Annotated in this window: 21 protein-coding genes; 5 read left to right on the top strand and 16 right to left on the bottom strand. The window is 45.6% G+C overall.

Annotation, left to right across the window (positions count from 1 at the left end; translation table 11 throughout):
• The first annotated feature begins 19 nt into the window (after nt 1-19).
• Nucleotides 20-2,005 carry a beta-galactosidase gene (locus MHB85_RS23040; RefSeq protein WP_341073771.1) on the top strand — a complete coding sequence of 662 codons (1,986 nt, stop codon included), beginning with the start codon at nt 20-22 and terminating at the stop codon, nt 2,003-2,005.
• A 131-nt stretch (nt 2,006-2,136) separates the two neighbouring features.
• Here the strand turns inward: MHB85_RS23040 and MHB85_RS23045 are convergent, their stop codons facing one another.
• The 8 genes from MHB85_RS23045 to MHB85_RS23080 form a co-directional block, all read right to left on the bottom strand.
• Nucleotides 2,137-3,279: a DUF4179 domain-containing protein gene (locus MHB85_RS23045; RefSeq protein WP_192133488.1), complete on the bottom strand. Its 1,143-nt coding sequence runs from the start codon at nt 3,277-3,279 to the stop codon at nt 2,137-2,139.
• Nucleotides 3,269-3,493, bottom strand: a complete 225-nt coding sequence (locus MHB85_RS23050; RefSeq protein ID WP_341073772.1) for an RNA polymerase sigma factor — start codon at nt 3,491-3,493, stop codon at nt 3,269-3,271. The genes MHB85_RS23045 and MHB85_RS23050 overlap by 11 nt, the downstream gene beginning before the upstream one ends.
• Nucleotides 3,494-3,817, bottom strand: coding sequence for a sigma-70 family RNA polymerase sigma factor (locus tag MHB85_RS23055; RefSeq protein ID WP_341073774.1), 324 nt, complete (start codon nt 3,815-3,817; stop codon nt 3,494-3,496). It abuts the gene before it with no gap.
• A gap of 173 nt (nt 3,818-3,990) precedes the next feature.
• Nucleotides 3,991-4,392, bottom strand: a complete 402-nt coding sequence (locus MHB85_RS23060; RefSeq protein WP_192133486.1) for a hypothetical protein — start codon at nt 4,390-4,392, stop codon at nt 3,991-3,993.
• 36 nt (nt 4,393-4,428) lie between these two features.
• A complete protein-coding gene (locus MHB85_RS23065) occupies nt 4,429-4,755 on the bottom strand; it encodes a hypothetical protein (RefSeq protein WP_192133483.1) in 327 nt (108 codons plus the stop codon).
• 13 nt (nt 4,756-4,768) lie between these two features.
• Nucleotides 4,769-5,485 (bottom strand): SMI1/KNR4 family protein, encoded by a 717-nt coding sequence (locus tag MHB85_RS23070; RefSeq protein WP_244660991.1) that lies wholly within the window; start codon nt 5,483-5,485, stop codon nt 4,769-4,771.
• Nucleotides 5,445-6,125: a hypothetical protein gene (locus MHB85_RS23075; protein ID WP_192133481.1), complete on the bottom strand. Its 681-nt coding sequence runs from the start codon at nt 6,123-6,125 to the stop codon at nt 5,445-5,447. The genes MHB85_RS23070 and MHB85_RS23075 overlap by 41 nt, the downstream gene beginning before the upstream one ends.
• A gap of 28 nt (nt 6,126-6,153) precedes the next feature.
• A complete protein-coding gene (locus MHB85_RS23080; RefSeq protein ID WP_445739041.1) occupies nt 6,154-6,603 on the bottom strand; it encodes a DUF6386 family protein in 450 nt (149 codons plus the stop codon).
• A 206-nt stretch (nt 6,604-6,809) separates the two neighbouring features.
• Here MHB85_RS23080 and MHB85_RS23085 point away from each other — a divergent pair, with 206 nt between their 5' ends.
• Nucleotides 6,810-7,187 (top strand): PilZ domain-containing protein, encoded by a 378-nt coding sequence (locus MHB85_RS23085; protein WP_091013573.1) that lies wholly within the window; start codon nt 6,810-6,812, stop codon nt 7,185-7,187.
• 83 nt (nt 7,188-7,270) lie between these two features.
• On the opposite strand, the gene MHB85_RS23090 is transcribed toward MHB85_RS23085, so the two are convergent.
• Both MHB85_RS23090 and MHB85_RS23095 read right to left on the bottom strand, forming a co-directional pair.
• Nucleotides 7,271-8,614 (bottom strand): uracil/xanthine transporter, encoded by a 1,344-nt coding sequence (locus tag MHB85_RS23090; RefSeq protein WP_223199750.1) that lies wholly within the window; start codon nt 8,612-8,614, stop codon nt 7,271-7,273.
• 50 nt (nt 8,615-8,664) lie between these two features.
• Nucleotides 8,665-9,252, bottom strand: a complete 588-nt coding sequence (locus MHB85_RS23095; protein ID WP_192133477.1) for an ankyrin repeat domain-containing protein — start codon at nt 9,250-9,252, stop codon at nt 8,665-8,667.
• Nucleotides 9,253-9,436: 184 nt separating this feature from the next.
• On the opposite strand from MHB85_RS23095, the gene MHB85_RS23100 reads away from it, so the two are divergent.
• Nucleotides 9,437-10,339, top strand: coding sequence for a LysR family transcriptional regulator (locus MHB85_RS23100; RefSeq protein ID WP_341073776.1), 903 nt, complete (start codon nt 9,437-9,439; stop codon nt 10,337-10,339).
• A gap of 71 nt (nt 10,340-10,410) precedes the next feature.
• Here MHB85_RS23100 and MHB85_RS23105 read toward each other — a convergent pair whose 3' ends face one another.
• The 6 genes from MHB85_RS23105 to MHB85_RS23130 form a co-directional block, all read right to left on the bottom strand.
• The gene (locus MHB85_RS23105) at nt 10,411-12,315 is read right to left on the bottom strand and encodes a beta-glucoside-specific PTS transporter subunit IIABC (RefSeq protein ID WP_192133473.1); all 1,905 of its coding nucleotides are present in this window, start codon (nt 12,313-12,315) and stop codon (nt 10,411-10,413) included.
• Nucleotides 12,316-12,443: 128 nt separating this feature from the next.
• On the bottom strand, nt 12,444-13,295 hold the full coding sequence (gene licT / locus MHB85_RS23110) for a BglG family transcription antiterminator LicT (protein WP_036668684.1): 852 nt from the start codon (nt 13,293-13,295) through the stop codon (nt 12,444-12,446).
• 233 nt (nt 13,296-13,528) lie between these two features.
• Nucleotides 13,529-14,953 carry a glycoside hydrolase family 1 protein gene (locus tag MHB85_RS23115; protein WP_091014346.1) on the bottom strand — a complete coding sequence of 475 codons (1,425 nt, stop codon included), beginning with the start codon at nt 14,951-14,953 and terminating at the stop codon, nt 13,529-13,531.
• A 21-nt stretch (nt 14,954-14,974) separates the two neighbouring features.
• Nucleotides 14,975-16,663 (bottom strand): S-layer homology domain-containing protein, encoded by a 1,689-nt coding sequence (locus tag MHB85_RS23120; RefSeq protein WP_341073777.1) that lies wholly within the window; start codon nt 16,661-16,663, stop codon nt 14,975-14,977.
• Nucleotides 16,664-16,817: 154 nt separating this feature from the next.
• Complete coding sequence (locus tag MHB85_RS23125; RefSeq protein WP_091013560.1) at nt 16,818-18,275, bottom strand: glycoside hydrolase family 1 protein; 1,458 nt, start codon at nt 18,273-18,275, stop codon at nt 16,818-16,820.
• Nucleotides 18,276-18,565: 290 nt separating this feature from the next.
• Nucleotides 18,566-18,859 (bottom strand): antitoxin Xre/MbcA/ParS toxin-binding domain-containing protein, encoded by a 294-nt coding sequence (locus MHB85_RS23130; protein WP_105599910.1) that lies wholly within the window; start codon nt 18,857-18,859, stop codon nt 18,566-18,568.
• Between the two features lie 148 nt (nt 18,860-19,007).
• Here MHB85_RS23130 and MHB85_RS23135 point away from each other — a divergent pair, with 148 nt between their 5' ends.
• Both MHB85_RS23135 and MHB85_RS23140 read left to right on the top strand, forming a co-directional pair.
• Nucleotides 19,008-20,072, top strand: coding sequence for a suppressor of fused domain protein (locus MHB85_RS23135; protein ID WP_341073778.1), 1,065 nt, complete (start codon nt 19,008-19,010; stop codon nt 20,070-20,072).
• A 63-nt stretch (nt 20,073-20,135) separates the two neighbouring features.
• A complete protein-coding gene (locus tag MHB85_RS23140) occupies nt 20,136-20,897 on the top strand; it encodes a LuxR C-terminal-related transcriptional regulator (RefSeq protein ID WP_210109011.1) in 762 nt (253 codons plus the stop codon).
• Nucleotides 20,898-20,997: the final 100 nt, after the last annotated feature.

Consider the following 20,997-nt stretch of genomic DNA (forward strand, 5'->3'; position numbering starts at 1 on the left):
AAATAAAGGAGATCACAGGATGACAATTAAGATCGGAATTGATTATTATCCAGAGCAATGGACCCCGGAGTTATGGGAAAAAGATGCCCTACTTATGCAACAGACGGGGGTTGCTGTTGTGCGAATGGCAGAGTTCGCCTGGAGTCGAATGGAACCAACCGAGGGTAATTATCAGTTTGAATGGCTGGATGCGGCTATAGAAGTATTCGCTTCGCGCGGCATGGAGATTGTGTTATGCACCCCAACCAATACCCCGCCAAACTGGATGACAACCCGTTATCCGGATGTACTGCCTATGGATGAACAACGCCACATCATTCGGCCAGGCGTGCGTGGACATCGCTGCAACAACAGCCCTTCCTTGAAAATGCTGGGCTCCAAATTTGTGGAAGCGATATCACAGCGCTATGGTAAGCATCCCGCCGTTATTGGCTGGCAAATCGATAACGAGATGCACTACCAGGAGTGCCATTGTGATACATGTAATCATGCATTTGTCGCTTGGCTGCAAAAGCGTTATTCCAATCTGGAGGAGTTGAACCAGGAATGGGGTACGGTCGTCTGGAGTGGTGAGTACAGCAGCTGGGCTGAGGTAACAACACCACTCGGTGCCAGCAAACCGATGAATCCTTCCTATCTTCTGGAGTACAAGCGATTTTGTTCTGACAGCGTAGGCTATCTGCTGGGATGGCAGCTTGAGATTTTACGCCGTAACTGTCCAGACCAATTCGTGACGCATAACATGTGGCAGTATCCGAATAGCCTGGACTATTATGATATGCACAACGAATTGGACTTCGTCTCTGTTGATTATTATCCGAATGAGCTGTATCGCGATTATGGCGATCGGTTTCCGAGGAACGGAGCGCTTACGCTGGACTTGGTTCGCGGCATCAAACGCCGGAATTTCTGGGTAATGGAACAGCTCAGCGGAGCACAGGGAGCCTGGATGCCGATCCAGCGCACCCCGTATCCTGGACTGATCCGAGCTCGCTCCTGGCAGACAATCGCCCGCGGTGCGGATATGGTCGTCCATTTCCGCTGGCGGAGTGCAACCGTCGGAGCCGAACAATTCTGGCATGGGCTGATCGACCACAGCAATGTTCCTGGACGCAGGTTCAGAGAGTTTGCCGAGCTTACTCGCGAGGTGAACCAGTTAGGAGAACTGCTGGCCGACTCAACCATTGTTACCCAGGTTGCAATTCTGCATTCGCATGATCAGCATACGGCACTTTCCCTTCAGCCGCAGGCGGAAGGAGGAATGCACTATATAGACAACTTGTCCTCTATGCATAATGCATTTCTGAGAATGGGTGTTGGTACAGACGTTATCAACTGGACCGAGGAGCTCGACGGGTACAAGCTGGTCATTGTCCCTTCTCTCTTCCTGTTAAGTGAAGAAATAGCACAGCGACTGGAGCGATTCGCAGCTAAAGGGGGGACGGTTGTCCTCACCAATCGGACTGGTGTGAAGAACATGAGGAATGTATGTGAGATGCTGCCTCTGCCGGGGCTACTGGCAGAAGCAGCAGGTGTTGTCGTAAGTGAATATGATGCCATCGGCAACAGTGAGCATCGGATACGAAACGCGGAGGGCAAGACATTCGCTGTAAAGCAATGGTGTGATCTACTGGAACTGCGAGGTGCAGAGCCGATCGCCTGGTATGACAACGACTTTTACGAGGGTGTACCAGCGGTTACTGTCAATAAGCTTGGTGAAGGTGAAGTGTATTATGTCGGCACTTGGCCGGAGCCATCGTATTTCTATCAGTTGTTTGAAGGCATATTGAAGGAAAAGGAATTGGCGCCCAAAATCCAGCTGCCGGAAGGTGTCGAGATGTCGATTCGAACGAAGGGGGAGCAAAACTTCCTGTTTCTGATCAATTTGACGAATGAGCAACGAGAGGTTACACTGAACGTTCCTTATCGCAGTTTGTTGACCAACGAGAGATTGGATCAGAAGTTGACTCTTCCAGCTCTGGGAGTAGATATTCTAACTGTGTAAGATCAGCAGCTTTTCATATTTAAGAAGGGATGTCTCACAAGGCTTACGACCTTGAGGGACATCCCTTCTCTGCTTTCACTAACGTACACCTAATCCGAATAAAAGTACTGCCAGTTAGTTAGTTAGTTTGTTTATTTGATTTTTATTGCCAGCTCATCATTCTTGGCTTCCTGCAAATCATCATAGACCTTACCTGGTTTGCCACTAAGTTTTAATACCAATGACTCCGGATTGTCCAACAGATTGCTGCTGAAAGAATACATCATTCCATCTTCAGTTCCGCTTCCACCTACCATGGATAACTTGGTCTGCTTCCCATTACTGGAGGTCGAAATGATCTCACTAGGTCTAACGACCTCGGTGATCGATAACTTCGGTTTGTAATCATTTTCTTGATCAGGTGCATATTCAAATCTGACCCGAGTTACCAGCGGAGACACCTCCACCTCTGACAATAAGACCTCATAGCCTCCAAGAGCAAAAGTCCGATTAACGTTGATGATTTCCGTTTTGGGGATAGAGAATTTGGGATCCAGCGCAAAAGAAATATTCATTTTTTTGGAGAATTGATATTTCCGTTCCTTTTCCCCTTTTTCTGAATTTTCCACCACATCTGGAACAACGGAAGAAAGCTGAAACTGAAGATTCACTTGCTCAGGCAGCGGTTTATTTCGACTTCGCTCAATTGTATTCCGGCCATAAATGGTATGTTTATCATTCGAGAAATGCCCCCCTCCTATATTTCCGTTATCAAGGACATAACCTGTTCTTGCATCCGTCATCTTGGTATTGACTATCGAATAAATCTCTTGCGAAGCATCCGTTCTGGCGGTATACAATACGGTTATCCTGTTCTCATCTGCCATAACTGCATTCACGGTAAACTGATATATTCCAGATGTAACCGTCCGATCCACGAGTTGCACATAACCATTATTGAGCGTTGAAGTAATCGTGGCACGGTCCATATCCGAAGTTAGCAGGCCACGAAAGGGCTCTAGTACTCCCCAATCGGTTACAGGCTCAGTATATGTTGCCGGTTGTTGCCCATAGTTTCCAAGTGGGCCTATAAGAAACCAACCTGCAGCCAAGACCGTGACCAGCACTGCCGTGATCCATTTGACACGAAAGGTCCTACCTGATCGTTTTGTTCTAGCCTTTGCGAGACCACGTTGAATTGCCGCAGTCGTGTCCGCCGGATTCCAGTGCTGGTTCTCTCTTTTCACCTGATATGCGTCTGCAAGAAGTGCTTTCTCCTCCGGGTTAGTGGTCATGCCAATCCCTCCTGTTCTTCATCAACTTGCGCAACTGTTGGAGTCCTTTGTGCTGCCAGGTCTTAATCGTCCCTTCCGGTTTGCCGAGGATCGAGGCAATATCCGTCAGTGTCATGTCGTTATAATATTTCAGCAATAACACATGGCGATATTTTGGTTTCACCTTTTGCAAAAGAGATTCAATAGCTATTCGATTATCATCAACGCTAATCATCTAAGACGCCGGAATGCTGTCCTCCAGATCCTCCTTCGCCAGAGGTGTTGCCCGCTTGCGGCGCCTCTGTTCATCGATGCAGACATAGATCAGAATCCGAATGATCCACGACTTGAACGCCTTCTCATTGTTCAGCGTACGACGTTTAATCCAAGCCCGGCATGTCATCTCCTGCACAGCTTCCAGCGCATCTTGCCGGTTACGCAGGTAGCTATAGGCAATAGAAATGAGCGTATCTTGATGTTCCTTAATAGATTGCACAAATGCCGTCTCGTCTTCGGTCTGCACATAGATCCTCTGGTTCATCTCTGCTTTTGTTTCCACCCCGCATCCCTCCTTCTCTCTCTTTCTGTGGTATAAGACGGGTGAGTGAAGCAAACGGTTTTTATTCATCAAAAAAAGCTCCGCCATCATCATGAGGGAGCTTGATTACATAGCACTTCGGCCGCCGGTATACTGAATTACGCACAAGCATGAACAATTCAAGATCAACTAACTTACAGGTTACCGGTGACTTCGATCCCGTCGGCCAATTGCAGATGGTTTCTCACCCAAGCTGTGAACTGATTCAAAAAATTCCGTAATTCAGGCTCTGCAACCAGCTGTTGATCCAGCTCTGATAAAATCCCCACCCACACTTCCTTCGTAATCGGATTCTCCCAGCAGGGATCAAGAGCCTTCATCTCTTCTCCAGTTCGAGGATCAGTTAAGGGAAATGCGCGATCCAATGCAGGACGAATATAGTCAAAGTCTTCATTATATATGAACAGCATGTCTTCCATCTCTACTTCAACCGATTCTTCTATGTATAAAGGGGATAAAACAAAACCCACATTCCGCTGCGGACCCTGATACTGATACATGAGCGCAGGAATTGTCCTCTTTGATTTTTTAGCCATATATGCTCCTCCTGTTTCAGGCAAATCTCTTACCGATCAGAGTTCAAACCAGATTAAATCACCATCAACCTGGCTGGTTTCTCGCTCCATCTGTTGCATCCAACTCCGCGCCTCTTCACCCCAGATATGAAACAAACAGTAGATATACGACTCCCCATCCACAATCTCTTCCAACCCGGAAGCCTCTTCTATCCACACTTCAAGGGCTCTCGGCCAGGAAGGATCTTCACGTTTCAGTACAAAACCGTTGGCTTGGCGTTCTAAGCTGTACATGTTGGTAAACGTTAATGCACTTGCCAGACGCTTCACAACTTCAGGTAAAATCGCAGGCTCCGTTGCTCTAATCCCATATTCCCAGCCCAATGTACAACCTCCTTTAGACTTCGTTCGCTCCAGATTGTTGCTTTTGTTCATGCATTTGATGGATCGAACGATCCAACCACAACTCATACCAGTCCAGAAAATGTAGTCGATTCGAATTGCCCCAATACTGATCAGGATAAATTCCATTACGGTTAGCCCGGTCATCAACCCAGACCTCTCCGTAGGAGGCTCCCTTAACAATCAGATTCATGGATATGCCACAGCCAAAATCACTGATGCGCAACATGCCTGCTGACCACTTTGGATCAAAATATTCATGTTCCAGCGCTTCCCATTCCTCTTCTTCCTTGCTGTCATCGAACCAGTCATAGTTCCAGTTCCATGCTTCCGTGAATTGGAAAGGGTCCGAGACCGCGTTCAGCTCATCTTCATAACCAAGCACAGCGTATACGCCATCATCCGGATTTTCCAGACCATAATAAGGTCCTGCACCACCTGTTCCCATATGAAGAAGCCATATCTTATAATCCTCCGGCAACTCAATTCGCCATTTCTGTTCAAATTGCGCAATATCCTTCTGCGTCCACACAGACGCCATTTCATATTCATGGTTCTCTGCGCCAAACAGGTCCAGATCCGGGTCCAGGCTTCGTAGAGTGATCAACTTTTCACGCATACGCTCCAATTGCATCTTGTACATGGCTTCCCCATCTCCCTTAGCTACTCTATTACGTTTGTTCCACGGCGTACCCGCGTTGCTGTAACTCATCCAGTACTACTGCCACATCTCGCTCAGGACACAACTGCTTAATCAGGCTGGCGGTCACCGGTTTTTCTTCATATACTTCAGCTACGGCTTCCAACGGCAGATCCGGCAAGTCATAGTACCCTTTGGCCCAATCAACGTAATCTACCGGGTTCTTCTCCAAATATCCCAGCAAAAATTCTGCACCACCTCTGGCGTCCGCTTCACCTTCCTCGGCCATCGCCATCTGAATCCAGTTACCAACCTTCCATGACAAGTCGTTCCCTTCCTGCCATAGGCAAAAGGTCACATCCTCCAGATCCAATGTTTCCTCCTGATCTCTCAGAACAGCCATCAACGTCTCCGGCACTTCATCGTACATTCCTGGGTAGATCTCTCCATCCTCACGAGCATGCGGACTTAAAGGTGACTCATGATCAAATCCTTTGATCAACGTGCCTGAGTTCGTAAACAAGACATGCAGATGATCACCTGCGCCGTTATTGATGCTTCCCCATGCCACACCTGGCTGAAGTTCAGCTTCATAATGATGAACGCGTAGCCATTCTTCCTCCGAAAAGATAATATCCAAAGCAGCGAGTATTCTCATTTGTTTACGCAGGGCATCTGCATTCATCATCGTTATCTCGTTCCATTCCTGCATATGAATCCCTCCTGTTTGTATCTGTACACTATATCCGGATTAATTCATCCAGCGTGTTATTTCCCTGAATACTTGGTATCATGACAATGGTGATCCGACTAGCTTCTCTGGAGACGATACATGCATAATTTCCAGGTTTTAACTGAAACAGAACCCCTTCACATGTCTCATCCGGCTCTAATTCACCGCCAGTGACATCATCCGCCGCCCCCAGATAGACGTGCCCAGACGGAACTTGCAGATGATACACCTTTTCCCGTTCCGCTCCGCGATCTGGATCTGAATCCTCCTCTACATCCTCCAGGCTCCATTCCACCTCATACACTCCATCTGCACCCAGATTCAGGAACAGACAATGACCTGCATTCACCTCAGCCAGCTCATCCACTGGAATGGACCACCAGTCCGAAGTATCCTCAGCACGATGTTTTAACGCTGCTAGATCATACAGGCACAATGTTGCCGTATCTGTAACCATTTGAAATGTTCCTCTCATATTCACCCGTCCCTTCTGTCTGATCCAGGTCTGACCTCAGAAATATATTCCATCATTATATCAAGCCTGATACACGTGTAAAAGGAACCCATGGACCATCTCTGCTTGCGCAACTCTTCATTTCTTGCTCCAAATGGTCGATATAAGCATAACTGACTTTTTTTGAACCTGATGGAGGAAGCCAAGCCATGTCAATGAACAATAGAAAAGAACCCTTTCGCTACACATTGAAGGAACCAATCCACTTTGAGATCTATATTCTCAGCATCAACGGGGTTAACGCACCAGCCAAACCCATTCAGGCCGAACTCTGCGATATCAGTCGATCCGGCTGTCAGCTGTCATTTCCGCTGTCCCTTCCTGTAGAGAATAACGATATTCGGATTGGAATGAATATGCTGCTCTTTGAAGACCCTCTATATATGGAAGGCACTCTCCGCTGGGGTCAAGAAAAAAACACCTCATGGCATTATGGTGTTCAACTCGAAATGCAGGATGGGAACCAGGACCGTCTCTCTAGAGAGATGCGAATGCTTGCAGGACAAGGCAAAATTATTGTGAAATAGTTAGATGCCATATAGACTGATAACAAAAAAACAAAACAAAAAAAACAGCCCAATCAAATTGGACTGTCGCAAGATGAAACTCTTTATGCCGCTTTACTTACTGTCGCTGGTTGTTCCATTTTGGACCAGTTCACGGTTTTTTCAAGAACCAGTGAGACCAATACCCCAATGACGAGACCATTACTTATGATCGGGATGAGGTACATGGGCAAGGTTTGAAAGGCCTCAGCAGGAATATTCATGACTGCAACTCCCGTGAGGACCGGCAACGCTACACGATAGATCGTTTTAGAATTAAACGTTGTACCTTCAAGCGTTCTTAGTGCCGTGCCGAACATCTGAAGATAAGCCACGAACAAAACCGCACTGCCGACGCTTGGTGGTATTTGTGCAAAAAATGCTGTCACTGAAGGTGTAAGACCTATCATACATAACATCCCCGCTCCAATTATCAAGGCAGCACGACGCAGAATGCGAGTACTCTCCAAGAATCCGATCGATGATGCAAATAAACCAAAGGGCAGCACACCTACACAGGCTGACAACATCGTGAACAGACCCGTTAGCGCATAGGAATGCCTATACTGACGGCTTGTTGTTTCTGTCCGGTATAGTTTCTCAACTGTGCTTAATGTGGTGATCGAATTCGTCATGTTCACCAACCCCACGAAAAATGCAGTAATGACAATACCCGGTTCCCATCTGGGTGCTCCCCACGGAAACAGTTCGAGACCTGCCGGGGCCTGATTCGGCTGTCCGCTATGCTGTCCAGGAAACAATAGACTATAAGCGATCCAGCCTGCCACAATCCCAATCAGGATCGCGTAGTTCCCCAGTTTCCCCCTACCCTTTAATTGAATCCATGCCACCAAAAACGCAATGACAACGGACAATGCGGCAACAGGCAGATCGAAACGACCAAACTCCGTATATCCAATCATACCTTTGAAAAAATTCATGGTTAATTGAATCGTCATTAGAAACAACATGGCACTCTTCACCATAGGTGTGAACAGCTTTTGCAGCACTTGCGCTGCTCCCAGCCAACCCAGAATCACCATCGTTAGTCCCGCTAACAGAAAACCTGCAGCCAGTCCACCGCCAATACGCTCCAGACTCATACCTGCCGATGAAGCAGATACCGTCAAACTTAGCGTCAATCCCCACCATAACCCTGACGGACCATCCATAATCGCATATCGATGACCAAATACGGCTTGAAGAATACACACTGCTCCGGTAAGGATAAATGCGTGCTGCATGGAGGCAGCGATGGCATCCGGAGACAGATGAAAATTATGTCCAATGGATAGCGGAACAACAACGGTATTGGTAAACAGGAAGAAAAACCACTGTATACCTGCCAAAATCAGTGAAGATACGTCCTTCATATTCTTTTGTAAAAAATGCTCTTGATGTCTGTTCATTCGTTCGGAATATCCTTTCACTGTTCTGTATTATAAATGTATAAGTCTCTTCAGACTTGGGTTAATAGTCGTTCCATCTCGGCATACCGATGCCGGCTCGCATGTGCAAGCGGTGTAATCCCGTCCCGATCCGCAATCTTTGGATCTGCACCATATTGCAAAAGCAAGGCAACGATCTGCTGGTGACGCGGCCCGCCATCTCCCAAAATGACCGCTTCCAGTAAGGCTGTCCACCCCAGGTTGTTGATATGGTTCACATCCACATCACTGCGTGTCAGCAGAAGCTCCACAATGTCCACATGGCCCCGATCTGCTGCTGGGATAAGAGCTGTACCGCCAAAACGATTCGTTAACCTCGTATCTGCACCTGCTGTAATCGCCAATTCGACCATGCCATACATACCTTCAGCACTCGCATATAACAGCAGGTTGTCCAATCGTGCATCCCGAAGATTAATGTCGGCTCCGGCATCCACTAACATCCTTGCCGTGTCTATCTTGTTACCGTGCACCGCAGCCAGCAGAGGTGTTCGCCCCAATGCATCCCGTTCATTCAACCGGCTTCCCTGTTGTGTGATAAATCGAATGACCTCATCGGTATGTCCCGCTTGCGCAGCATCATGTATTGTTCTAACCACGTTGTTTTATCCTCCAATTCAAGGTCTTTCTCATGCAATAATATTCATATAGAAACCAAACTCTGTTAGTCAGGTATGCAAATCTAATGTATGGTAACATAAGATCGTAGTATATTAAAAATACATGTTTTGTTGGCTTTCCATACGAATTACATATACATTGCAGGCGAAGGAGAACAACCACTTGGATATCAAACAATGTCGCTATTTCATTGCCATTGCTGAGGAGAAACAGATTACAGCAGCTGCCCGAAGACTTCACATGGCTCAGCCACCCTTAAGCCAGCAGCTTAAGTTAATGGAAGAAGAGCTTGGTGTGATTCTATTTGAACGCAAAGGACGTATGATGGAGCTAACGCAGGCGGGTCGCAGCTTCTATGATTATGCGGTTACCTTGACCAAATATATGGAGGAAGCTGTAATGGAGATGCAAAGTTTCCGTCACGGCATACGGGGCAAACTCACCATCGGCATCAATACCATATCGGATCGCCTGATCCCGCAAGCACTGCAACAGTTTCGCACCACCCATCCACAGGTTACCTATAAAATTCAGCAAAATGAGTCTGCACAATTATGTCGCCTGCTGGAAGATGGCAAAGTTGAACTCGCCTGTGTACGCATGCCCGTCCAGACAGAACGCTATGAGGTGCTGCACCTGCCACAGGAGCGACTCTTCTATATTTCTTCAACACCGCTGGATAGTCCGACAGAGATGGGACCAGGAGCGGAGATGGGGACTTATTTTGAGCAGCTTACAGGTATCCCTCTACTGCTTCCAAGCACAGAAGGACTCGGTATGTTCGAGCTAATTTTGGACAAGTTCCGGGAGCATCAGGTTATCCCCTCTATCATGGGTGAGTGCTCAGACATTAATATGTTGCTGGAACTGGTCCGACTCGGCTTCGCCAGTTCCATCGTGCCTCACACGGTACTACAGCTATATCATGAGCACCCATTCCACGTATATCGCATCCATGATCAGCATTCCACGGTTGGCTCGGCGCTGGTCTGGTTGCAGAACCGTTATTTGTCCAAGCCTGCACAGCACTTTGTACAACTGGTGCAGGGTATGCTTCCCATGTAAAAGGCTATAAGCAAAAAAACAGCAGCTTTACCGGATTACATTCCGGTGAAGCTGCTGTTTCATTTCTATGGTTAAGCTTTAGCTGTGAACAACAAGTCTTTTTCTTTGATCGTAGTGCGACCAGCAGACTCAATCGACTCATACTGGTGCATGTTTGTAATAATAACTGGTGTAATCGTTGTATAACCGGCTTTTTCGATCTGTTCCCGGTCGAACTCCATCAGTACATCACCTACGGCAACCTTCACACCTGCTTGAACTTTAGGCGAGAAGAATTGACCTTTCAACTTCACGGTATCAATCCCGATATGAATCAACATCTCTGCGCCTGTATCACTTACCAGACCAATGGCATGTCCGCTCTTCGATAACGAGAACACAGTACCGTTAATTGGAGAAACCACACGTCCTTCAGATGGTTGAATCGCAAATCCTTTACCCATAATCTCTTCAGAGAACGCAGGGTCTGGCACTTCGCTCAGCGGTTTAACTTCACCTGTGATTGGGCTGAAGATTTGCTCATCTTGTGCTTTTGCTTCTTCAGTTACAACAGCAGAAGTTGTTGCTGCTGGTGTTGCCGGCTCACCTGCTGGTGCTGGCTCTGTTGCATTTTCTTCTTGGAATCCAAGAATGTACGTCAGTACTGCTGCAGCTACGATGGCAATCAAACCACCAGCCAGAGCATAGAGCAGTGTGCTAATTGCTGGACTGATAAATGCTGCCACACTCGGCAGACCTGCAAGTCCTGTAATAACGTACGATTTAACATTGAAGATACCCATGAATCCACCGGCAATCGCTCCCCCGATAAGGGCTGCAATAAACGGTTTTTTGAACTTCATGTTGATACCATACATCGCTGGTTCCGTAATCCCCATGATAGCCGTGAGACCTGTGGAATATGCAAGGGATTTGGTTTTGCCATTTCTCGATCTGAGACCTACACCAAATGCTGCACCACCTTGTGCCAAGTTAGCTGCAAACATCAGTGGAATAATAAAGTCGTAACCCAGTGTTGTCATCGAACCAACTACGATTGGCAGCAACGCATAGTGCATACCTGTAATGATTAGCAGTGACATCGTACCACCAATCAGAATACTTGCGAAGATGGACATGTTATCGAACAACCATGAAATACCACCGGACAAACCATTACCAAGAACCGTACCCAATGGACCTACTGTCATCAATGTCAGTGGAACCATAATCAACAAGGTAACTGTTGGAACAACCAAGAGTTTAAGTGAGGCATGTGTTACACGATCAACGGCTTTCTCTACATATGAAGCAATCCAAACTGCTAGAACAATCGGAATAACTGTAGAAGAATACGTTGCCGCTATGACTGTAATCCCCATAAATGATGAGTTGTGACCATCCGCCAGTAGTGCTGTAATGGTCGGATGCATAATCCCTGCTGCGAGCGCTGCGGCAATATACATATTGCTACCCAGTTTACGGGCAGCACTGATTGCCAGAATGATCGGCAGGAAGTAGAATGCACCGTCACCAATCGCCGACAAAATGATATAGGTTGAACTAGTGTCGGACAACCACCCAAGTGCGACAAAGATGGCCACGATCCCTTTGATCATACCAGCACCCGTAATTGCAGGCAGGATTGGTGTAAACATACCTGAAATGAAGTCGAACAGCGCACTTATTGGATTTCTCTTTTTCTTCTCCCCAGTTGAAGCGCTTGAGGTTGCATTATCTGCGGTCGGTGATTTGGACATGTTGCCAACGAGTGCGTTATACACGATAGGTACATCGTTACCGATGATAACCTGGAACTGTCCACCGTTTTCCATCACGCCCATCACGCCTGGTGTATTTTTTAGCGTCGCTTTGTCCGCTTTTTGGTTGTCATTCAGGTTAAATCTGAGTCTTGTCATACAGTGTGTGACTTGATCGATATTCTCTTCGCCACCAACAAGCTTCAAAATATCCTTGGACAATTGTTGTTTATCCATTGTGTTTTGCTCCTTTTATGTGTAATGAAGGTTAAAAAAAAACCTAAACACTGAACAATGACAAAGCAGAAAAGCTTATCATTATTCAACGTTTAGGTTTTGCCTTTTTAGCAGTAACAATCCCAATTTTATTCAATTGTTTGTTCATTTCTGACAACTCGTTCAATATGAATGGTCAGATACAGTATTTCTTCCTTGGACAACACCCGATTATAGATCTTACGCGTATAGTCACTGATCCTTACTGCACATGCATGTGCTTCCGGATACTGCTTGCTCACCAAGTCATGAAGCGGGTTATCTTCTTCTTTATCTTCAATCGCTGTTCCTTGCAACACACGTTGGGCAAAGAACTTCAGATGAGTTAAAAACCGATAATAACTCAATGAATCTTCATCAAGTTCAATCACAAAGCTACGTCTTACGATGTTAAGTATGTCCTTAACAATGTTCGTAATACTGATCGTTTCCCTCATCTCACCGTTCATCTGGGCATTAACCAGATGCATTGCAATGAATGCGCATTCGTCTTCGGGTAACAGGACACCTAACGTTTCCTCAATAATCTGTAGCGCCTTGAGTCCAATGGCATATTCCTTCCGGTACATGCGCTTGATCTCCCAGAACAATGCGTTACGGATCTGCAATCCTTGACGATGTCGATCAATGGCAAAATGAATATGATCCGTCAGTGAAATGTAGATGCTTTCATGCAGCTTCTCACCTAACACCGTCTCGGCATAACGGATAATCTCATCCGAGCACTCGACATATTCAACCGGGATATCAGACAGAAGTGTTTTAAGTTTCTGTGATACTTCCTTACTTTCAAGCGAGAATATTTTTTCGACGAGACTCTCGTCAATCGATTCACCAGTATGCTTTTTGAAGGCAATTCCACGTCCCATAACGACCAGTTCGTTTCCTCCCGGATCAATTACGGTAACTACGTTGTTGTTCAGCACCTTCTCAATTTTCATTTCTTCACATCACCTTGCACCGTCAAAGTAGTAAAAGGCAAAACCAAAGCAGGTCACGAAATATGCCCCGCTTCTGGTTTTGCCTGATTGAACAGTAACAATCCAGTATTCATTAGCCTTAGGCCCATCTTACCATATAATTATCCATATGACAATGTTTTTGTGAAAGCGGTTAATGTGCGTTAATGTGACATAAAAAGGTGCTAGTACAACTATGCTTATAGAACTAGCATTTACTCGTTACTGTTCTTAAGACTTGCGCCATTTGTACTAATAACTTCCTTGTACCAATGGAATGATTTTTTCTTGTAACGATCCAATGTTCCTGAACCATCATTGTTGCGGTCTACATAGATGAAACCATAACGCTTCTTCATCTCTGCTGTTGAAGCACTTACCAGGTCAATACAGCCCCATGACGTATAACCCATCACTTCTACGCCATCCTCAAGAGCTTCGCCAACCTGTACCAGATGGTCATTCAAGTATTGAATACGGTAATCATCGTTCACGGTTTTATTGCCATCTTCGTCCGTGATCAGCTCATCGACTGCACCCAGGCCATTTTCGACAATAAACAATGGTTTTTGATAACGGTCCCAGTATTTGTTCAAGGTTACGCGCAGTCCTTGCGGATCGATCTGCCAGCCCCACTCACTCGCTTTCAGATAAGGGTTTTGCACACCTGCGAACAGGTTTCCTTTTCCTTCGATACGTTTCTCGGGATCACCAGTCTCACAGATACTTACATAATAACTGAACGAGATAAAGTCTACGGTATGCTTCAGAATTTCAGCATCGCCATCTTCAAACTTAATATTGATATTATTCGCTTTGAAATAACGATTAATGTATTTTGGATAATAACCACGTGCATGGATATCAGCAAAGATATCATTGCGCTGTTCAGCATGCATCGCTGCAACCACATCATCCGGGTTCGGAGTCAGCGGATACGTAGGCATGCTCAGTACCATACAGCCAATTTTGGCTTCAGGCATAATTTCATGTCCCAGTTTTACTGCTAACGCACTGGCCACCAATTCATGATGGATTGCTTGATACAGATCCTGTTTGGACAGTTCTGCTTTTGGCGTATAGATTCCGCCGCTCATGAATGGCTCTTCCAGAATGGAGTTGATTTCGTTGAACGTCAGCCAGTATTTAACTTTGCCTTTGAAACGGTTGAAAAGAACTGTTACATAACGCTCGTAGAAATCGATCATTTTACGGTTAACCCAGCCATCATATGTTTTGGACAAATGCAGCGGTGTCTCATAGTGAGAGATCGTTACGAGTGGTTCAATCCCGTATTTGTGGCACTCATCGAACAGGTCATCATAGAATTGCAGACCTTTCTCGTTTGGTTCCAATTCATCACCTTTAGGGAAGATACGGGACCAAGCGATAGATGTACGGAACACTTTGAAGCCCATTTCAGCAAACAGTTTAACATCCTCTTTGTAACGGTTGTAGAAATCGATACCGATCAGTTTCAGGTTATCTTCTGTAGGTGCTTCCGTTCTAGGCGTTGTAATCCCGTGTGGCATTACATCTTGAACAGACAGACCTTTGCCATCTGTATTATAAGCTCCTTCAAGTTGGTTGGCTGCTACAGCGCCGCCCCATAGGAAGTCTTTCGGAAATGGTGTAGTCATATCAATCATTCCTCTCATTATTTAGTCTTCTAAGTGTCGATTCGCCTTTGTCAGATACAAGCGGCCCATAATATCATGAAATTCTTCTCCATCAACCACATCATTAGGTGCAAAAAGTTGTGCCTCTTTGCCGCCCATAATATCGTATTGTGAGCTGTTTCGTATTGCTTCATATGCCCAATGAGTCGGAGGTACATCATCAAACATAGCCGCCTCTGATTGATCAGGTTCTATACCCAAGTTTTTCTTCATTTTGTCCAAAATAACCGCTAATTGAGCTCGTGTTATATCACCTAATGGGGAAAATTTATTATTCCCCGTTCCTTGCATTACACCTGCTTCTGTAACCTGCGAAATAGCCTTTTGAGACCATCGCTCAAACGTATCGCTATAACTCTCTTCATATTGAGGATTTGGGAGTTTCAAAAAATCAGCAATCCATACGGCAAGCTGAGTCCGATCCACAATTTCATACGCTTTAATTCTCCGGTCCATCCGGGTATATATATCGGCATCAGATATTCCTTTGTCTTGATTAAACAAAAAGTCAGGTGTCTGATAACTTGCCAAAGCAGGAACCCACGACCAATGTTTCAATCCACCATAGAGATTATTTCCTTCCATGAAATCATCATCGTATACGAAAATGTCCGGATCACTCCCTAGTTCCAACAACGCTTCATACGCAAGTATACTCGTACGACTATCTGTTGTAGGATCACCCTTAGCATGGTGAAGCCAAATAGGAACATTCACTATATCTTTAAGTGCATCTTTAAATCCATCCACAGACCCTGTATAATCTGCAACTGTATCCTTGGCCGCAATGACAACAGCTCCTGCAAACAGATCCGGATATTGCATCATAAACCGAAGGGCTCCGCCACCCCCACTAGATACACCAGCCAGATAAATCCGATCCGGATCAACCTCCCCTTCAGCTACAAGCTTCTGGATCAGCTCATACTGTGCAACAAAATAGGCTTGCATTTTAGCCAGTTGTTCAGTGTTATCGTAAATTTTGAAACTGTAATTCTCGGGATACTGTACAGCAAGCACGGAAGTATCATACCCCGATTCTGTCCAGACTACTGCTCCACGATTAGCCGTAAGATGACTTCTACCATCCGTACCTACTTCTCCCCCGCCATGAAGCCATACGACAAGCGGTTGTGCGTTGGTGGAAGGACTACGCTTCAGACGGTAAGACAACGTTTCACCGTTGCTGCCCGTGTACGTACCTTTTTCAAAATCATCGACGGTTCGGGTAACAACCTTATCCACATTGGTCTCATCAAAAGATAGCTCTGGATACGTTTTGTTCGTTACCTTAAATTTTGAAATCATACCTCCAGGATATTTAAACGGCTCGACCTCCATATGGATGGTATGATCCTGAATCGTCAATTTTATCCCGTCGTCTGCATAGTTAGTTTGTACAATTTCTTCTGCTTCATTTAATGGATAACCATCATAATTGCCTGTAATTTCGAAGTCAGAAGCTTTTAGATTCTGATATTTCACGGGATTGGCAATGGTAATATCAAAGGATTCGACCATTTCTCCCGGATCACCTACATAGGTATTTGCCTGAATCCGACTGACCTCAACACTTTCCGCACTCGCTGCTGCAGGCCAAATTGTGGTTAGGCACAGGGTTAATGCTAGCATCCATCTCGCACTCTGTGTGCTCATGTTCCATCTTTTCAAACGACAATCCCTCCAATGTAATGTTGGGCAACACATGGAAAAGCGGACAAGCACTAACCAAAAGGGCCCTCAAAACCATGAGTTCATTGAGATAGCTACTTTCGTGTTAAGTTTTGCCCGCTTTTATGCGGTAAAAATCCTGAAAACGTGAGAACTACAGTTGCTCACCATTACTGGAGATTACGTTTTTGTACCAGTCGAATGAATCCTTTTTGGAACGTTTGAGTGTTCCGTTACCTTCGTCATCCAGATCCACGTAGATGAAACCATAACGTTTGGACATTTCGGAAGTGGACATGCTCACAAGGTCAATCGGGCCCCATGCTGTAAATCCAATCAGATCGACGCCATCTTTGATGGCTTCTTTCATTTGTTCGATGTGTTTTTTCAGGTAATCCACACGATAGGAGTCATGGATCGAACCATCTTCTTCAACTTTATCATAGGCACCCAAACCATTTTCCACGATGAACAATGGTTTCTGGTAACGATCCCAGAAGTTGTTCAGGGTTACGCGCAGACCGATCGGATCGATCTCCCAGCCCCAGTCGGACGCTTCCAGATAAGGGTTTTTCACACCGCCAGTCAGGTTGCCGGATGTCTCTGCTTCGTTGGCAGAAGCGGATTTGGTCACGGACATGTAGTAACTGAAGGAGATGAAATCAACGGTATTGTTCAGCAAGATCTCGTCATCGCCTGCTTCTTTTTGGATCACGATGTCGTTTTCTTCAAAATAACGAGCCATGTAGTTCGGGTATTTACCACGAGCATGCATGTCCGTGAAGAAGAGGTTGATCTGATTCTCGTGCTGAGCCAGACGAACATCTACCGGATTACATGTTGCTGCATAAGTTTCCATACGAGCAAGCATACAGCCGACTTGGGAACCTGGGATAATTTCGTGTGCAAGCTTCGTAACCATGGCACTTGCTACAAATTGATGATGAAGCGCTTGATACGTCGTCTGCAGTTTGTTGTCCACTTTATCGATCAGAATGCCGCCGCCAGTGTACGGGCTGAACAGCATAACGTTAATTTCATTAAACGTCAGCCAGTATTTCACTTTATTTTTATAACGGTTGAACACCGTTTCTGCATATCGAACATAGTGCTGAATTACTTCACGGCCAGCCCAGCCATTGTATTTTTGCGTCAAGCCAAGCGGAGTCTCGTAGTGAGACAATGTAACGAGTGGCTCAATACCGTATTTCAACAATTCGTCGAATACTTCATCGTAGAATTTCAGACCTGCTTCATTCGGCTCTTGATCATAACCGTTCGGGAAAATACGTGCCCAGTGAATGGACAAACGGAATACTTTGAAGCCCATTTCGGCGAACAATGCAATATCTTCTCTAAAGTGATGGTAGAAGTCGATACCAAAACGTTTTGGAAAACGTTCTTCAATTTTGCCAGAGAGAATCTCTTCAATTCGGGAAGAGGAAATTTCCATGGCATGTCCGCCTGTACGCTTCTCTTTCGGAACATGAGCAATCATGTCCGCTGTGGAAAGACCTTTGCCGTCCTTATCGAATGCACCCTCCAATTGATTGGCAGCTGTAGCGCCACCCCACAGGAAGTTTTCGGGGAATCCTTTTTTTGCCGTGGTCATAAACAACAACCTCTTTTCGAAATTTATTTTGGTTTTTCCAGGTGAAAATGGTGTGATTTAGAGCAGAAAACAAGAAAAACCTAAACTCAAGGTAAAATAGCACCAAAAAAAGGGGCCTTCATTTCACCATCAGTTTAGGTTTTGCCTGTCTTCACAGTTACAATCCATCAAAAGATGTTATTGCGTATTCTGTTGTGTTTGCTCTTGTAATGTAAGCGTAACATATCTATTTTGCAAAATCAACTTCACTGGATCATAGGATCGTTCGCACATATACTCCATAAGAAAAATTAACGTGGCATACGCAAAATGGCTGCCCTTAAAGCCTGCGCCCCCTCCTCGGTTTCCAGGTACGTAGCGGGACTTTGGTCCCCTAAAGCCGGGATATCTTTCATGATCCATTCAAAAGTGTACTCCCCCATTTCACACAATAGTACCCGACTTATATCCGCCGGAATCCCTTGTCGTTGTGCACGTTCTGCCCACGCGGGGTCCAGCTTCTGTTCAAGTTCTTCAAACAGTTCGGAAAATGAGTCCCAGCTTGCCTGATTAAACTCTCTGAAATACATATCTTTCATACTCATGTAAATTCACTCCCTGGATTGCAATTAATAACACCGAAGTCCTATCTGACACAATTCATCCTTAAGCCGCTTGAATCCGTTTCTGTAACAGGTAGACTTAATTTTAAATGTTTTTCGGGGGAAAGACTAGTACAGGAGGATTCAACAAATGACTTATGAAGAAAACACTTCCGGTTGGGATGCAATTGATAAAGCCATCGGTGAGCTATACGGTGAACAGGAGTCGCACCATTATGGAACATCCATTCCTTACATTCTCGGAGGTCCGGACCCTCTCGATGGCATCAGTGTTTATGCAGTGAATACACCCATGCCCCACTGGCATTTTGTCACATATGGTTTCTCTGAATTATATGAAAAAGAGATGCAGGATGCATCCAAAAGCGGGTATGGTTTTGAACTCACATTTCGTCTTACACGCAGTGAAGGAGAGACTGATCCGCCAGCCTGGGCGCTGAATCTGCTTCAAAATGTAGGACGTTACGTGTTCACTAGCGGAAATATCTTTCAGCCAGGAGATTACATGGACGCCAATGGACCCATCTGTCTGGAGTCCGATACTTTGTTGACTGCTCTCTCGTTTATTGAAGACCCGGATCTAACGGCGATCTCTACACCTAATGGTTCCGTGCAGTTTATTCAGATGGTTGGGATTACAGGTCGGGAGCTGGAAATGATTCAAACGTGGAATGCGCGCGGCTTCCTCTCGGCCTGCTCCAATTTCATGCCCAAATACGTGACCGATCTGATGAGAAATTCGTACGCAGATATTCCTTCTGTTGTACAAGCGGTTGAGCATGGAATGGAACAGGACGGATCGAGCACAGCGTTTTTATTCGTACAACAACTGGGCTGGGAGTCCCCGCGTAAAAAAATGCTGATAAAGACCGTTCCGGGCAAACTCCAGCTTGGAGCCAAACAGGCTGTATTAGTCGGAACCATCCTTCGTAGCCGAATTTCGAAAGGTACCTCTCTATCCTTGATCGGACCTGATACTACTATTCTGTTCGAAGCCGGAGAACATCCTGCAGTATTGGAATCCGACAGACAAGTTACCCTGACGGTGAACGAAAAAATTGTTGAGGATCTGGCAGAAAACCTTCGCCCGGTTGAAGGAACATTCGAGATAACTTCAATGGATCATATGCTCGTTCAGATTGTTAAAACAGAAATTAAAAACCAGGAAGGGCAAGTCATCAAAACGATTGGATGACGAACCTCAGATTCAATCAGATCCTACGCTTACTAGCGACTGTGCAGGAAGGAGGAATCAAACATGCCTGCCATTACACTTGCCTCACGGCACAAGGAGTCCGCCATGTGCCAGCATGTAACAGAAACGGCTCCGTTCGATTATTTACCAAAATCTCAACTGGACAGGCTTCGCAAAATCAATCATTTCCTGATTCATGCATTTCAGAACAGCCTCTCGGATATTAAAGAGAATTTAACGGGCACTTATCTTTTTCTACTCACAGATATGGACGGTGTGCTTCTCTCCATGGATTATAGTCCAGATCTGGAAACTGTCGTGGAAGGTTCACCCATTCGTCCGGGCATGTTCTTCACTGCAAAGAGCTGTGGAGTTAACGCCATATCAGAAACGATGGATAACAATAAGCCTGTACTGCTGCTACCCGAGCAGCATGAAAGTCCTTATTTTCAAAGCTGGCATTGTTACGCCGCACCTTTGTTCATGGGATCGCAACATGTCGGTTATCTGGATGTGTCCACCATTAACGCGGATATGCAGGGCGAGCTTATTGCTATTGCCAAGCTGATTCCTGCATATATGCAGAACAGTTACCAGAATAAGCAGACTACTGAACCTTGTGACAAACCTGCAGTGGAGTTCACCGAGCGTCAGTTAACCATTCTGGAAATGATAGCCGGAGGCCTCACGGTAAAAGCCATTGCTTTGAAATTAAAGATCAAGGAATGCACCGTGAATCATCACAAAAAAGTGATTTTTAACAAATTAGGTGTGCAATCCAGCACAGAAGCTGTTTCAATTGCCAGCCGAATGTCTTATGTATAGAAGACCCCTATAGATTCCTATAGGTAGTATATGAGAACGTTTGTGCTACAATTTAGGAAGCAGGCAACATGTAGAGAGAGAAACAAACACACACATTTCA

This window comes from Paenibacillus sp. FSL K6-4396, from assembly GCF_038002525.1.
Classification (GTDB): domain Bacteria; phylum Bacillota; class Bacilli; order Paenibacillales; family Paenibacillaceae; genus Paenibacillus; species Paenibacillus amylolyticus_B.